Source organism: Burkholderia sp. AU15512, from assembly GCF_002223325.1.
In the GTDB taxonomy this organism is placed as follows: domain Bacteria; phylum Pseudomonadota; class Gammaproteobacteria; order Burkholderiales; family Burkholderiaceae; genus Burkholderia.
The window spans coordinates 854404-867669 of record NZ_NKEX01000006.1 but is presented as its reverse complement, the minus strand read 5'-3'; the positions used below and the strand labels follow the sequence as shown (position 1 = coordinate 867669).

The 13266-nt window shown below is 68.7% G+C and carries 13 protein-coding genes; 9 read left to right on the top strand and 4 right to left on the bottom strand.

Translation table 11 applies throughout. The features are described from left to right. Window positions 1–171 precede the first annotated feature (171 nt). Together mgtA and CFB43_RS23250 are read left to right on the top strand one after the other, a co-directional pair. A complete protein-coding gene (mgtA, locus tag CFB43_RS23255; RefSeq protein WP_089496742.1) occupies window positions 172–2937 on the top strand; it encodes a magnesium-translocating P-type ATPase in 2766 nt (921 codons plus the stop codon). 80 nt (window positions 2938–3017) lie between these two features. Next, window positions 3018–3761 carry a transporter gene (locus CFB43_RS23250; protein WP_089496741.1) on the top strand — a complete coding sequence of 248 codons (744 nt, stop codon included), beginning with the start codon at window positions 3018–3020 and terminating at the stop codon, window positions 3759–3761. Between the two features lie 58 nt (window positions 3762–3819). On the opposite strand, the gene CFB43_RS23245 is transcribed toward CFB43_RS23250, so the two are convergent. Both CFB43_RS23245 and CFB43_RS23240 read right to left on the bottom strand, forming a co-directional pair. Beyond that, window positions 3820–4104 carry a transcriptional regulator gene (locus tag CFB43_RS23245; RefSeq protein ID WP_089496740.1) on the bottom strand — a complete coding sequence of 95 codons (285 nt, stop codon included), beginning with the start codon at window positions 4102–4104 and terminating at the stop codon, window positions 3820–3822. A gap of 79 nt (window positions 4105–4183) precedes the next feature. After that, window positions 4184–5059 (bottom strand): LysR family transcriptional regulator, encoded by an 876-nt coding sequence (locus CFB43_RS23240; protein ID WP_089496739.1) that lies wholly within the window; start codon window positions 5057–5059, stop codon window positions 4184–4186. A gap of 51 nt (window positions 5060–5110) precedes the next feature. On the opposite strand from CFB43_RS23240, the gene CFB43_RS23235 reads away from it, so the two are divergent. From CFB43_RS23235 to CFB43_RS23210, 6 genes are all read left to right on the top strand, one after another. Beyond that, on the top strand, window positions 5111–5410 hold the full coding sequence (locus CFB43_RS23235) for a hypothetical protein (RefSeq protein ID WP_089496738.1): 300 nt from the start codon (window positions 5111–5113) through the stop codon (window positions 5408–5410). A 241-nt stretch (window positions 5411–5651) separates the two neighbouring features. Next, window positions 5652–6752, top strand: a complete 1101-nt coding sequence (locus tag CFB43_RS23230) for a serine hydrolase (RefSeq protein ID WP_089496737.1) — start codon at window positions 5652–5654, stop codon at window positions 6750–6752. A gap of 44 nt (window positions 6753–6796) precedes the next feature. Next, window positions 6797–7030: a DUF7661 family protein gene (locus CFB43_RS23225; protein WP_089496736.1), complete on the top strand. Its 234-nt coding sequence runs from the start codon at window positions 6797–6799 to the stop codon at window positions 7028–7030. A gap of 73 nt (window positions 7031–7103) precedes the next feature. Then, the gene (locus CFB43_RS23220; protein WP_089496735.1) at window positions 7104–7559 is read left to right on the top strand and encodes a MarR family winged helix-turn-helix transcriptional regulator; all 456 of its coding nucleotides are present in this window, start codon (window positions 7104–7106) and stop codon (window positions 7557–7559) included. A 67-nt stretch (window positions 7560–7626) separates the two neighbouring features. Further along, a complete protein-coding gene (locus CFB43_RS23215) occupies window positions 7627–8190 on the top strand; it encodes an isochorismatase family protein (protein WP_089496734.1) in 564 nt (187 codons plus the stop codon). Beyond that, window positions 8187–9641 (top strand): DHA2 family efflux MFS transporter permease subunit, encoded by a 1455-nt coding sequence (locus CFB43_RS23210; RefSeq protein ID WP_089496733.1) that lies wholly within the window; start codon window positions 8187–8189, stop codon window positions 9639–9641. Before CFB43_RS23215 ends, CFB43_RS23210 begins: the two co-directional genes overlap by 4 nt. 51 nt (window positions 9642–9692) lie before the next feature. On the opposite strand, the gene CFB43_RS23205 is transcribed toward CFB43_RS23210, so the two are convergent. Beyond that, a complete protein-coding gene (locus tag CFB43_RS23205; RefSeq protein WP_089496732.1) occupies window positions 9693–10292 on the bottom strand; it encodes a LysE family translocator in 600 nt (199 codons plus the stop codon). 95 nt (window positions 10293–10387) lie between these two features. On the opposite strand from CFB43_RS23205, the gene CFB43_RS23200 reads away from it, so the two are divergent. Beyond that, window positions 10388–11263, top strand: a complete 876-nt coding sequence (locus CFB43_RS23200) for a LysR substrate-binding domain-containing protein (protein WP_089496731.1) — start codon at window positions 10388–10390, stop codon at window positions 11261–11263. 12 nt (window positions 11264–11275) lie between these two features. Here the strand turns inward: CFB43_RS23200 and CFB43_RS23195 are convergent, their stop codons facing one another. Then, a complete protein-coding gene (locus tag CFB43_RS23195) occupies window positions 11276–12994 on the bottom strand; it encodes a SulP family inorganic anion transporter (RefSeq protein WP_089496730.1) in 1719 nt (572 codons plus the stop codon). Between the last annotated feature and the right edge of the window lie 272 nt (window positions 12995–13266).

Genomic DNA, 13266 nt, shown 5'->3' with positions numbered 1-13266 from the left:
CGGTGCGACGCTGCGCATCGCCCCTCCGGCCGCACCGCACGCGCCGGCGAGCATTCCCGCCTTCACCGATCCACAGCCGATCGCGCCTGACGCGACGCGGCGGGGAGCGCTCGTGCGTCGATAACGTCACGGTCGCTCCCCGCCCGCCGCCTCGTGCGCAAGGAGCGACTCATGACGACACGACACAACACATCGCACAAGAAACAGCGCGGCTTCATCAAGGCCGGCGGCGCCCAGCAGAACGATCCGCGCATCATGCGCGCCGCGCAGGAAGCGGCCCGCCCGCTCGAAGAGACGCTGAAGTCGCTGAACACCAGCACGCGCGGCCTCACCTACGACCAGGCCGCCGACCGCCTGCAGCACTACGGCCCGAACGAAATCGCGCACGACAAGCCGCCGCACTGGACCCGCCAGTTGCTGCTCTCGTTCCACAACCCGTTCGTCTACGTGCTGCTGGTACTCGCCGCCATCAGCTTCTTCACCGACGTCTACTTCGCCGCGCCCGACGATCGCGACTACGTCGGCATGACGATCCTGCTGACGATGGTCACGATCAGCGCGCTGCTGCGCTTCGTGCAGGAATTCCGTTCGCTGCGCGCGGCCGAGAAGCTGAAGGCGATGGTCCGCACGACGGCCACCGTGCAGCGTGCCATGACCGACACGTCCGAGCCGACACGCCGCGACGTGCCGATGCGCGAAGTCGTGGCCGGCGACATCGTGCACCTGTCGGCCGGCGACATGATCCCGGCGGACGTGCGCCTGCTCGCGTCGCGCGACCTGTTCATCAGCCAGGCCGTGCTGACCGGCGAGGCGCTGCCCGTCGAGAAGTACGACACGCTCGGTGCGGTCGCCGGCAAATCCGCCAGCACGCGCGCGGCCGACTCCGCGACCGATACGTCGGCATCGCTGCTCGATCTCGAGAACGTCTGCTTCATGGGCACCAACGTCGTCAGCGGCACGGCGACGGCCGTCGTCGTCGCGACCGGCGAGGACACCTACTTCGGCTCGCTCGCGCGCAACGTCGTGAGCCACAAGCGCATCGAGACGAGCTTCGACCGCGGCGTCGCGAGCGTGAGCTGGCTGCTGATCAAGTTCATGTTCGTGATGGTGCCGATCGTGTTCATGATCAACGGGCTGACCAAGGGCGACTGGCTGAGCGCGCTCACGTTCGCCCTCGCGGTGGCCGTGGGCCTCACGCCGGAGATGCTGCCGATGATCGTCAGCGCGAACCTCGCGCGCGGCGCGGTTGCAATGGCGCGCCGCAAGGTCGTCGTCAAGCGGCTGAACTCGGTGCAGAACTTCGGCGCGATGGACGTGCTGTGCACCGACAAGACCGGCACGCTCACGCAGGACAAGATCATCCTCGAGCATCACCTCGACCTGTCAGGCTACAAGGACGAGGAGATCCTGCGGCTCGGCTGGCTGAACAGCTTCCACCAGAGCGGCCAGAAGAACCTGATCGACATCGCGGTCGTCGCGCGTGCCGACGAGATCGGCGAGCGCGTGAAGCCGCAGGGCTACAAGAAGATCGACGAGCTGCCGTTCGACTTCGTGCGGCGCCGCCTGTCGGTCGTCGTCGAGGACAGGCACGGCACGCACCTGCTGATCTGCAAGGGCGCGGTCGAGGAAATGCTGGCCGTCTCCACGCACGTGCAGGACGAGGACGGCGTGCGCCCGCTCGACTTCGTCGCGCGAAAGCGACTGCTCGAACAGGCCAGCGCCTACAACGAGGACGGCTTCCGCGTGCTCGTGCTCGCCACGCGCACGATCCCGCGCGGCGACGAGCGCCAGCAGTACCGCACCGCCGACGAACACGACCTCGTCGTGCGCGGCTTCCTGACCTTCCTCGATCCGCCGAAGGAATCGGCCGCGCCGGCGCTCGCCGCGCTGCGCGAGAACGGCGTCGCGGTGAAGGTGCTGACGGGCGACAACCCGGTCGTCACGATGAAGGTGTGCCGCCAGGTCGGCCTCGAACCCGGCAAGCCGATCCTCGGTACGGAAATCGAAGCGCTCGACGACGCGACGCTCGCGGAAGTCGTCGAACGCACCACCGTGTTCGCGAAGCTCACGCCGCTGCAGAAGGCGCGCATCGTCAAGGCGCTGCAGGCGAACGGCCATACGGTCGGCTTCCTCGGCGACGGCATCAACGATGCACCCGCGCTGCGCGACGCCGACGTCGGCATCTCGGTCGACAGCGGCGCCGACATCGCGAAGGAAACCGCCGACATCATCCTGCTCGAAAAGAGCCTGATGGTGCTCGAGGAAGGCGTGATCAAAGGCCGCGAGACATTCGGCAACATCCTCAAGTACCTGAACATGACCGCCAGCTCGAACTTCGGCAACGTGTTCTCGGTGCTCGTCGCCAGCGCGTTCCTGCCGTGGGAGCCGATGCTCGCGACGCAGCTGCTCGTGCTGAACCTGATCTACGACACGTCGCAGATGCTGCTGCCGTGGGACAAGATGGATCCCGAGTTCCTGAAGAAGCCCCGCAAGTGGGAAGCCGGCAACATCAGCCGCTTCATGCTGTGGGTCGGGCCGACGTCGTCGGTGTTCGACATCACGACGTACATCCTGATGTGGACGGTGTTCGGCGCGGGTGCGATGTATCACCTGAACGGCGGCACCGGCGGCCAGATCGTGATGAACTCGGGCTGGTTCATCGAGAGCCTGGTATCGCAGACGCTCGTCGTGCACCTGCTGCGCACGCAGAAGATCCCGTTCCTGCAGAGCACGGCCGCGCTGCCGGTGCTGCTGTCGACGTTCACCGCGATCGCGATCGGCTGCTGGCTGCCGTTCTCGCCGTTCGCCGAATCCCTCGGCTTCATGCACCTGCCGGGCACCTTCTGGCTGTGGCTCGCCGCGACGATGGTCGGCTACATCCTGCTCGCGCAGATCGTCAAGACGATCTACGTGCGCCGCTACAAGCAGTGGTTCTGAGCTTCCCCGCTTGAAGGCGTCGTGCCAGCCCGCGCCACCCGCGCGGGCCGGCAGGCACGCCACGCACGACAGGTGACCCCATGAAAAGAATGCTTCCGCTCGCAGCCGCGAGCGCCTTCCTCGCGCCGTTCGACGCGTTCGCCACCCACCCGCTCGTCAGCGACGACACGAGCACGCAGGGCAACGCGAACTGGCAGTTCGAATTCAACGCCGAGGAAACCTCGAAACAGGAAGAAAACGGCCGCCATCAGCTGTGGAACGCGACGCTCACGCGCGGGTTCGGCGAACACGTCGATCTCTACGTGAACGCGCCTTACACGCATCTGCAAACCCGAACCGATGAAAACGGCGCCGGAATCGGCGATGTCGAGATCGGCATGAAATGGCGCATCGTCGAGCGCGGTCCGCTGTCGATCGCGCTGAAGCCGAAAGTGACGACGCCGACCGGCAACGACCGGCGCGGGCTCGGCACCGGCCGCGTGGGCGCCGGCGCAACGCTGCTCGCGCAGCTCGACGTCGCGCGGTTTTCGTTCCTCGCGAATGCGGGCATGACGTATCAGCCGAATCGCCAGGGCGACCGGACGTCGATCTGGGCCGTGTCCGGCGCGGCGATCTACAAAGCGACCGACACGCTGCAGATCGTGGCCGACATCGGCACGTCGCGCCACACGGCAAGTGGTGCCGGCACGAATCCCGCCTTCGTGATCGCGGGCGCGATCTATTCGCCGAAGCCGTGGCTCGATCTCGACCTCGGCTACCGGCGCGGGCTGAACGACCAGACCTACGATCATTCGGTGATGGGCGGCGTGACGGTGCGGTGGTAACGCATCGACGCCGCGCGTCGAACCGCAAGACGACGGGCCGCTTCCAGCGGCCCGTTTTTCATTGCGCGTCGTTCGCGCCGAACAGTTGCGCGCACACCGCGCGCCCTTCGTCGGTCAGCGCGGCGCTGCCGGTACCGTCCTCGTTCAGCGTCGTCGCGCTCAGGCCCGCGGCATCGAGCTGCGTGAGCACGCGGCGCAGCGTGCTCATCGGCAGCTGCGTGCGTTTCGCGATCTTCGGCAGCGACCAGGCCTTGCCGGCCGGATCGCTGGCGGCGTCGTTCAGCGTCGCGAGCGTCGCGACGAGTGCGGGATCGAGCGGGGCGTCGTCGGATTCTGAAGTCATGGGTGGCAGTTGGTGAGCGAGACTGGGGCTGGCGATCGGGCGACCGCTGCCGGCTGAGGACACTATACCGCTTCGTCCCTCATGCATTCCTGATCGCGGCACGCATGAACGACACGAAGCGTGTGGTGACGGGATCGTCGCGATCCGATAGCCATGCGAGCCCGACGCGCCACTTCGCATCCCGGCCGTCGAGCGGCAATACCGTCGCGTCGCGCAGCAGATATTGCGCACGCGACGGAATGAACGCGACGCCCGCGCCGGCCGCGACCGACGCGAGCACCGACTGCACGTCCTCGGCCTGCTGCGTCACGTGCGGCACGAAGCGGCGCTCGACGCACCACCGGTCGACCTGCGCGGCCAACCCTTGGCCGCGTGCGCGCTGCAACGCGATGAAGCCAATCTCGTTGAGCGTGCCGAGATCGGCCGGCACGCGCTTCAGGCCGAGATGCGGCGGCACCGCCAGCGCCAGCGCCTCGTCGATCACCTTGAACGACGACAAACCTTCGTCCGACGGCAGACGCAGAAATCCCGCATCGAGCTTGCCCGCGCGCAACCGGCGCGTCTGCTCCGCGGACGACAGGTCGCTCAACGTAACGGCAATGCCGGGATTCCGGCTGCGAAATTCCGCGACGAGCTTCGGGACGAGCGTCAGCACCGACAGGCAGATGCCCAGCCGCAAATGGCCGCGCTGCCCGCTCGACAGCTCACGCGCGCGGGTGAGAATCTCGTCCGCATCGCGCACCAGCGCCTGTGCATCGGGCAGGAAGCGCTCGCCGAACGCGGTGAGTTCCGCGCCGTGCCGGCCGCGCTCGAACAGCTTGCCGCCGAGGCTCGCCTCGAGCGCGCCGATCTGCTTGCTCAGTGCCGGCTGGCTCATGTGCAGCGCATCGGCCGCGCGGCTGAAATGGCTCAGCTCGGTGACCGTCAGGAAGGTTCGCAGCAGTTTCAATTCCATTCTTAAAAGGAATCGTAACGATCGAAACATTCATTTTACCGATCGAATGCGATGACGTTCAATACGGACATGCCCTTTCAGGAATCGACCGCCATGTCTGTAGATCTCGTCTGTGAATGTCCGCCCGACGACACGTCGTGCGCACCGACCGCCCTCGATGAGCGCGCCGCAACGGCCGATCCGCGCGCGCCGAAACGTAGTGCCGTACGCGCCGACGGCCGCGGCCGCCGCTTTCGTTTCGGCGATGCGGTGGATGCGATGACCGCAACGAACGACGCGCCGACGCGCCCCGTGACCGGTTCGATCGCGATCAGCTTCGCGGTGGTATCGCGGCGCAACTGGCCGCGTTGAACATCGGCGCTATCGATCCACGATTGCGCCGCGTATCGCGTCATAAATGGAGCGACCGCGAGCGCGCACGCCGCTACGCCCTCGTCAAATCACCAGACAGCGCCTCCCAATTTCACCGAATCGCGCATCTTTTCCCGCCTTCAATCGTCATCGCCCCGCGATCGACCGTATAATTTTCCGCATCCCGCCGACCACCACGCATTTCACGCAGCCTCGCCACGCGTGAAAAGGAGACTTTCGCTTGACCGGCCTCATCGCGCGCCTGCCTCTCGCCCGGACCATCCTGCTCGTCGCCCTGTCGATGCTGATGTTCGCCTTCTCGACGAACGCGTCGTCCGCACAACGTCACGCGCCGCAGCGCGTCGCGCATGGGCAGCCGCATGCAAAAAAGGTCGTCAAGAAAGCCGTCAAGAAAAAGCCCGCGCAGCGTAAGCAGAAGGCCGTCAAGCACCGCCGCCCGCGTGTGAAGCACCAGGCGGTCAAGCGTCACGCGGCACCGGCGCCGCAGCAGCGTCGCGCCAAGCGCACGACCGCCGTGCGCCCGCGCCCGGCGGCCGCCAGGCCGCGCCTGATGGCGAGCTGCGGCTACACCCCGCGCGCAGTCAACTCGCTCCACTCACGCGCCGCCTACGTGCTCGACGTCGACTCGGGCACGCCGCTGCTGGCCCGCAACGCACGCACGGTGCGGCCGATCGCGTCGATCTCGAAGCTGATGACGGCCGTCGTCGCGCGCGACGCGGATCGCCCGCTGAACGGCGTGCTGCGCGTCACCGCGCACGACCGCGACACGATCAAGTTCACCGGGTCGCGCCTGCAGGTCGGCTCGGAACTGTCGCGCCGCGAGATGTTCCATATCGCGCTGATGTCGTCGGAAAACCGTGCGGCCGCCGCGCTGAGCCGCGACTATCCGGGCGGACGCGCCGCGTTCGTCAAGGCGATGAACCGCGAAGCGCGCCGCCTCGGCATGCGCCATACGCACTTCCGCGAGCCCACCGGCCTGTCGCCGCACAACGTGTCGACGGCCGAGGATCTCGCGAAGCTCGTCGGTGCAGCGGCACAGGATCCGCTGATCCGCTATTTCTCGACGGATACGTCCACCACCGTGCGCCCGGGCGACGGCGAGCTGCTGTACGTGAATTCCGACCCGCTCGTCCGCTATCGCCGCCTGCCGATCCGGCTGCAGAAGACCGGCTTCATCAACGAGTCGGGGCACGGCGTCGTGATGCGCATGCGCGTGAAGGGCCGCCGCGAAACGGTCGTGCTGCTCGGTGCGCCGACACGCGCGGGCGTCTCGAGCGATGCCATCAAGATCCACCGCTGGCTGTCCTGCTCGATCCAGTAAGCGCGCACGGGCGGCCGGCGCGTCCATCCTCACGGAGCGATGCCATGCAGGACGAATACCGCTTCAACGCATTTGGCCGGCTACTCGCCGTCGTCCGCAAGGACGACCGCTGGATCGTGTTCGCGCTCGGCGCCGAAGGCAAGCGGCGCCCGGCAGACCTTCACATTCCGGCCGCGCTTGCCGCCGACGAACTCGCGCAATACCTCGGTGACCTGCTGCACGAGAACGCGACCCCGCGATACAGCGAAGTCGTACCGGTCCCGCTCCCCGGCGCGTAACCACCCACCCGGCCACACCGCGATCCGGCGATCAATTCAACAGTTAAACTTGCAAGTTTAACTGTCGTGTCCTATGATCCGCCGCATGAACCCGCCACGCAAATCCGGCGTTTCCGCCGATATCGTCGCCGCCGATCTGACCCTCGCGGTCGGCCAGTTGATCCGCCGGCTCCGCTCCGAAATCGAATCCGGCGGGCTCGGCATGTCGCAGACGAGTGCGCTCGCGCGGCTCCAGCGACACGGGCCGATGACGACCGCCGACCTCGCGCGCGCCGAAGCGATGAAGCCGCAGTCGATGAAGGCAACGCTTGCGAGCCTCGAGGAAGACGGTCTCGTCGAACGCGAACCGCATCCGACCGACGGTCGGCAGATCCTGTTCCGACTGACCGCGGCCGGCCTCGACGCACGGCTCAAACGCAACGCCGCGAAACACCAGTGGCTCGGCGCCGCGATCGCGCAGCTCGATCCCGAAGACATCGCCACCCTCGCCGCCGCGATCCCGCTGATCCGCCGCATCGGCGAGCAATGAATCCGGCCGGCGCGCCCGGCGGCATTCGCGCGCACGGCTTCCTTCGTCCCTTTCACGGAGTCCCATCATGAGCGCAACCCGTCTCGACACGAACACGGCCCTCGTCGTCATCGACCTGCAGAAAGGCATCGTCGCCCTCCCCACCGCGCACCCGGTCGAACCGGTGATCGCGCACACCCGCACGCTGCTCGACGCATTCCGCAGCCGCGGCCTGCCGGTCGTGCTGGTCAACGTCGCGGGCGGCGCACCGGGTCGCACCGAGCAACCGCCGCGCACGGCACAGCTCCCGGCCGACTGGGCCGAGCTCGTGCCCGAACTGGACCGGCAGCCGGGCGACCACCTCGTGACGAAAAAGACCTGGGGCGCCTTCACCGGCACCGACCTCGACGCGCACCTGAAGGCCGCCGGCGTCACGCAGATCGTGCTGACCGGCGTCGCGACGAGCATCGGCGTCGAATCGACCGCACGGCAGGCGCATGAACTCGGCTACAACGTCACGCTCGCCATTGACGCGATGACCGACCTCAACGCCGACGCGCACGTGAACAGCATCGAGCGTCTGTTCCCGCGCCTCGGCGAGACGGGCACGACGCAGGACATCGTCGCGCTGCTCGACCGGCGCGGCGCGTGAGCGATCCACGCACTCGGCCGGCGCGGGCCCCCGCGGCCGGCCGGCTCGATCCGTCGATCTGGAAGGTCAGCGCGGTCGCGGTGCTGGGCTCGTTGCTGTCGCAACTCGACGCGACGATCGTCAACGTGTCGCTGTCGAGTCTCGCGACCGACCTGCACGCGAACCTCGCGACGATCCAGTGGGTGACGAGCGGCTACCTGCTCGCGCTCACGCTGGTGCTGCCGCTGAACGGCTGGCTCGTCGACCGGATCGGCGCGAAGGCGCTCTATCTGTGGTGCTTCTCGGCGTTCACGCTCACGTCGGCGCTGTGCGGGCTCGCGTGGTCCGCGCCGTCGCTGATCGCGTTCCGCGTGCTGCAAGGCGTGAGCGGCGGGCTGCTCGCGCCGATGGCGCAGATGATGATCGCGCGCGTCGCCGGCCAGCAGATGGCGCGCGTGATCGGCTACGCGGCCGTGCCGGTGCTGCTCGCGCCGATCCTCGGCCCGGTCGTTGCCGGCGCGATCCTGCAGCACACGTCGTGGCGCTGGCTGTTTCTCGTGAACCTGCCCGTCGGCGTGCTGGCGCTCGCGCTGGCCGCGCGGTTCCTGCCCGGCGACCGCGACGACACGCAGCCGCGCGAACTCGACTGGGTTGGCCTCGCGCTGCTGTCGCCGGGGCTCGTGCTGTTCCTGTACGGGATCGAGCGGATCAACGAAGCGCTCGGCATCGCGGCGATCGTCGCGGCCGCGCTGTTGCTCGCGGCGTTCCTGCGGGTCGAAACGCGCAAGGGCGACCACGCGCTGATCGACCTGGCGCTGTTTCGCCGGAAGGTGTTCGGCGCGGCCGCGTCCACGCAGTTCCTGTCGAACGGCGCGCTGTTCGCGGGCCAGATGCTGATCCCGGTGTTCCTGATCCAGGCGTGCGGCCGCACGCCCGGCGAAATGGGCTGGCTGCTCGCGCCGATGGGGCTCGGCATGCTGGTTACCTACCCGTCGATGGGCACGCTCACGAGCCGGTTCGGCGTGCGCCGGCTGGCCGCCGCAGGCGCCCTGCTCGCGCTGTTCGCGACGCTGCCGTTCGTGTTTCTCGCGCTGACCGGCTACGATCCGATCCTGCTCGTGCCCGCGCTGTTCCTGCGCGGCATGGGCCAGAGCGCGATCGGCGCGCCGTCGATTTCCGCCGCGTATGCATCGGTCGAGCGCCGCAACCTGCCGATGGCGACGACCTCGCTCAATATCGTGCAGCGTCTCGGCGGCCCGACGTTCACGACGATCTGCTCGCTGTTCCTCGCGTGGCGGCTGCAGGCCGAATCGGTGGCGAGCGGCGGCACGCAGGCAAACGCGTATGCGTGGGCGTTCGGCCTGCTTTGCGTGCTGCACGCGGCAAGCTTCGTCACGACGCTGCGGCTGCCGTTGTGGTCGGCCGGTGCAGGCGGCAAACCTGCCGGCGTCGCGCGCGCCGGTTCGCGCTGACCGCGGGCGCCGCACCGCGCTACGTCACGCCGCGCCCCGCGCGCGGCGTGGCTACGGCAGCCACATCGGCACGATCGACGCCACCAGCAGCGCGCCGAGCCCGGCATTCAGCCAGCGCCACTGCCGCTCCGTACGCAGCACGCGCGCGAATAGCAGCCCGGCGAAACACCAGAGCGACAGCGACACCATCGCGGCCACGCCGAACGCCAGCCCGAGCAACACGCCGAGCCGCGCCGGGCCGGATGCAAGCGCGGCGAACGACGCGGCCGCGCCGAGCGTCATCGCCCACCCTTTCGGGTTGTGCCAGAGCATCCAGACACCGCTGACGAACCCCTGCGGCCGGTGCACCGCGGCATCAAGCCGCGGCTTGCCGCCACGCCCGATACGGACGGCCAGCCACACGAGGTACACCGACCCGACCGCCTTCATCGCGAGCTGCAACGCGGGCCACGCCAGCAGCACGCCACCGAGCCCGGCGGCGGCAGCGGCCGCCATCGACGCCAGGCCGGCCGCGATGCCCGCCATCAGCGGCAGCGAACGCCGATAACCGAAATGCGCGCCCGAGGCAGTCGCGAGCGTCGTCGCGCCGCCCGGCGTCACGGTGGATACGATCACGAACAGCATCAACGGCAGGTAGTCGCGGAACGGCACGGAAGCTCCCGGTTGTCGTCGTCGAAGCCTCGTTTTACCCGCGACCTTCCCATTACGACAGCGAAATCTTTTTATGCCTGCCATTAGCGCTCATAATGCGTTGCATGGTACGCAATCTCGACATCGCGCTGCTGCGCGCCTTCGTCACGGTCGCCGAGCATCGCAGCATGACGGCGGCCAGCCGAGCGCTGCACCTGACGCAAGGCGCGATCAGCCAGCAGGTCGCACGGCTCGAAACGCTGTCCGGCCCGCTGTTCGTCCGCGAGCATCGCAACCTGCTGCTCACGGCGGACGGCGAGCGGCTGCTCGGGCAGGCGCGCCGGCTGCTCGCCGTGCACGATGCGCTGCTGACCGACCTGACGGCCGGCGCGGTCGAGGGCACAGTTCGCCTCGGTGCGCCGCAGGATCTCGTCGGCAGTTGCCTCGCGCCGATTCTCAAAGGCTATGCGCAGGCGCATCCGCGGGTCGCCCTCTCGCTCGTGTGCGCTGCGTCGCCGGAGCTGCGCCGCGGACTCACGCAGGGTGAACTCGACGTCGCGCTGATCGAGGCGCCGGTCGGGCCGTCACGCGGCGAGTGCATCGCCATCGACCGCCTGGTCTGGGTCGGCGCGAAAGGCGGCACCGCGTACCGGAACACGCCGCTGCCCGTGTCGATGGTCGCGCAGACCTGCGCGTTCCGCCCGACGGTGCTCGACGCGCTGCGCGGCTGCGATCGCGCGTGGCGCACCGTGTTCGAGAACGGCAGCATCGATGCGACAGCCGCGACCGTGCGCTCCGACCTCGCGGTGACGGCCTGGCTCGCGTCGACCGTACCGGCCGACCTCGACATCCTGCCGGCCGACAGCGGCCTGCCCGCGCTGCCGAACTTCGCGATCAACCTGCATCTGCCGCGCGGCCAGCGCACGCCGGCCGCGACGGAACTCGCCCGCCATCTGCGCAACGGCTTCGCGCGCGTCCGGGCGGCGGCCTAGCGCCCGCTCCCGCTACACGGTGCCCGGTTCCTGCGGCGCCGGCGTCGTGCCTGCAGCCTCCAGTGCCTGGTGCAGTGTCGGGAAGATGCACGACGCGCCGACGATCTCCGTGATCCGGTGACGATCCATGTCCGCGCGCAGGTAACGGTTGACGCGCCCGAACAGAACGCCGACCCCGCGGGCCTGCAGCATCTTGATGAGATCGGTCAGCGTCCGCGCGGCCGAGTAGTCGATATCGGTGATCGCGCCCGCATCGACGACGAACCAGCGCGTCGGCGCCGGCGCCGCCTCGACGAGCTCGGTCGCTTCGGCGGTGAACAGATGATCGTTCGCGAAGAACAGGTCGGAGCCGAACCGGTAGACGATCAGCCCGGGCGCCGTCATCGCGCCGCGCCGCGTGGGCACCGGCTGCCACCGCCCGTTGCCGTCGACCGGTTCGAGCACCATCGTGTGCGGCTGGTAGCTGTGGCGCACGTGTCGCATCAGCGACAGCGCGACGGCCAGCAGGATGCCGTGCTCGACGCCGACCGTCACGACGGCCAGCGCCGTCACCAGCGCGAGCGTGAACTCGCCGGGGCTTTCCTTGCGGATCGCGGCGAGACTGCGCACGTTGATCAGCCCGAGCGCGATCGTGAACACGATGCCGGCCAGCACCGCATGCGGCAGGTACTGCAGAGTGGTGCTGAAGAACAGCAGGACCACCGCCACCACGGCCGCGAATGCGAGGTGCCCGATCTGGCTGCGCACGCCCGCGCCGTCGGCCATCGCCGTCTGCGTCGGGCTGCCGTTGACGACGAACGCGCCGCCCACCGCCGCCGCCGCATTCGCGGCCGCGAGGCCGAGGATGTCGGCGTTGGTGTCGACCTCCTCGTCGTACTGCTGCGCGAATACGCGTGCGGCGGCCGCACTCTGCGCGATGATCATCACGAAGCAGGAAGCCGCGACCGGCACGAGATCGAGGCACTGCTGCCACGTGACGGACGGCCAGCGCAACGGCGGCAGCCCGCCGGCGACCGGCCCGAGCACCGCGATGCCGCGCGCGGCGAACCCGAACGCGTAGCTCGCGGCGATGCTGCCCACGACCACGATCATCGGCATCGGCACGCGCGGCAGGAGCCGCTTGCACGCGAGAATCGCGACGACGACGAGCACCGCGAGCGCGAACGTCGGCCGGTTCGTGTGGACGAGATGCGTGACGACGTAGTCGAGCTGTGCCAGGCTGCGCGACGCCGGGTACGGCACGGCCAACCCGAGCATGTCGCCGAGCATCGCGATCGACACCTGCACGCCGACGCCGGCGAGAAAGCCGACCAGCACCGTGCGCGACAGGAAATCGGCGAGAAAGCCGAGTTTGAAGAGGCGCGCGAGCAGCAGCATCGCGGCGGTCAGCAGCGCGACCATGCCGGCCAGCGCCGCATACTCGGCGCTGCCGGCCGGCGCCATCGACGACAGCCGGCTCGCGAAGATCGTCGCGGTCGCGGAATCGGCGGCCACCACCAGATGCCGCGACGCACCGAAGCACGCGAACGCGACGAGCGGCAGGAACACCGTGTAGAGGCCCGTGACGGCCGGCATGCCGGCGATGCGCGCATAGCCGAGCACCTGCGGGATATCCATCGACGCGAGCGACATGCCCGCGAACACGTCGCGGATGGCCCCGCCACGGCGGATCGGGAGGATGCCTTTCAGCAGCCGCACGCCTGGCGGGCGGCTTTCGTTGGAATCTTGCATGCGTGGAATGCGTGAATACGGAGTGGCGGGGTTCGCGAAGTCGTTCGTGCATCGTGCCCCGGGTAGCCATCACATGGCAAGTGCGCAAAGGTGGCACGTGTCGCTCACCGTCGGCGATGAGCCGCACGCGAAGGCGAGCATCACACGCGCCGGCACGGGCGACGCCCGCATGATTGCATGGATCGCCGTTCACGCGCATCGAAGCGCGAAGGCCCGCTGGAGCGGGCCGCAGCCGATCCCCGGCCAGTGCGCAACGCATCCGGCCACGCGCG

Coding starts and splice junctions, on each gene's coding strand:
- CFB43_RS23235 (WP_089496738.1), top strand. CDS start 5,111: ATGACGTTCAATACGGACATGCCCTTTCAGGAATCGACCGCCATGTCT.
- CFB43_RS23220 (WP_089496735.1), top strand. CDS start 7,104: ATGATCCGCCGCATGAACCCGCCACGCAAATCCGGCGTTTCCGCCGAT.
- CFB43_RS23250 (WP_089496741.1), top strand. CDS start 3,018: ATGAAAAGAATGCTTCCGCTCGCAGCCGCGAGCGCCTTCCTCGCGCCG.
- mgtA (WP_089496742.1), top strand. CDS start 172: ATGACGACACGACACAACACATCGCACAAGAAACAGCGCGGCTTCATC.
- CFB43_RS23225 (WP_089496736.1), top strand. CDS start 6,797: ATGCAGGACGAATACCGCTTCAACGCATTTGGCCGGCTACTCGCCGTC.
- CFB43_RS23245 (WP_089496740.1), bottom strand. CDS start 4,104: ATGACTTCAGAATCCGACGACGCCCCGCTCGATCCCGCACTCGTCGCG.
- CFB43_RS23195 (WP_089496730.1), bottom strand. CDS start 12,994: ATGCAAGATTCCAACGAAAGCCGCCCGCCAGGCGTGCGGCTGCTGAAA.
- CFB43_RS23200 (WP_089496731.1), top strand. CDS start 10,388: ATGCGTTGCATGGTACGCAATCTCGACATCGCGCTGCTGCGCGCCTTC.
- CFB43_RS23215 (WP_089496734.1), top strand. CDS start 7,627: ATGAGCGCAACCCGTCTCGACACGAACACGGCCCTCGTCGTCATCGAC.
- CFB43_RS23240 (WP_089496739.1), bottom strand. CDS start 5,059: ATGGAATTGAAACTGCTGCGAACCTTCCTGACGGTCACCGAGCTGAGC.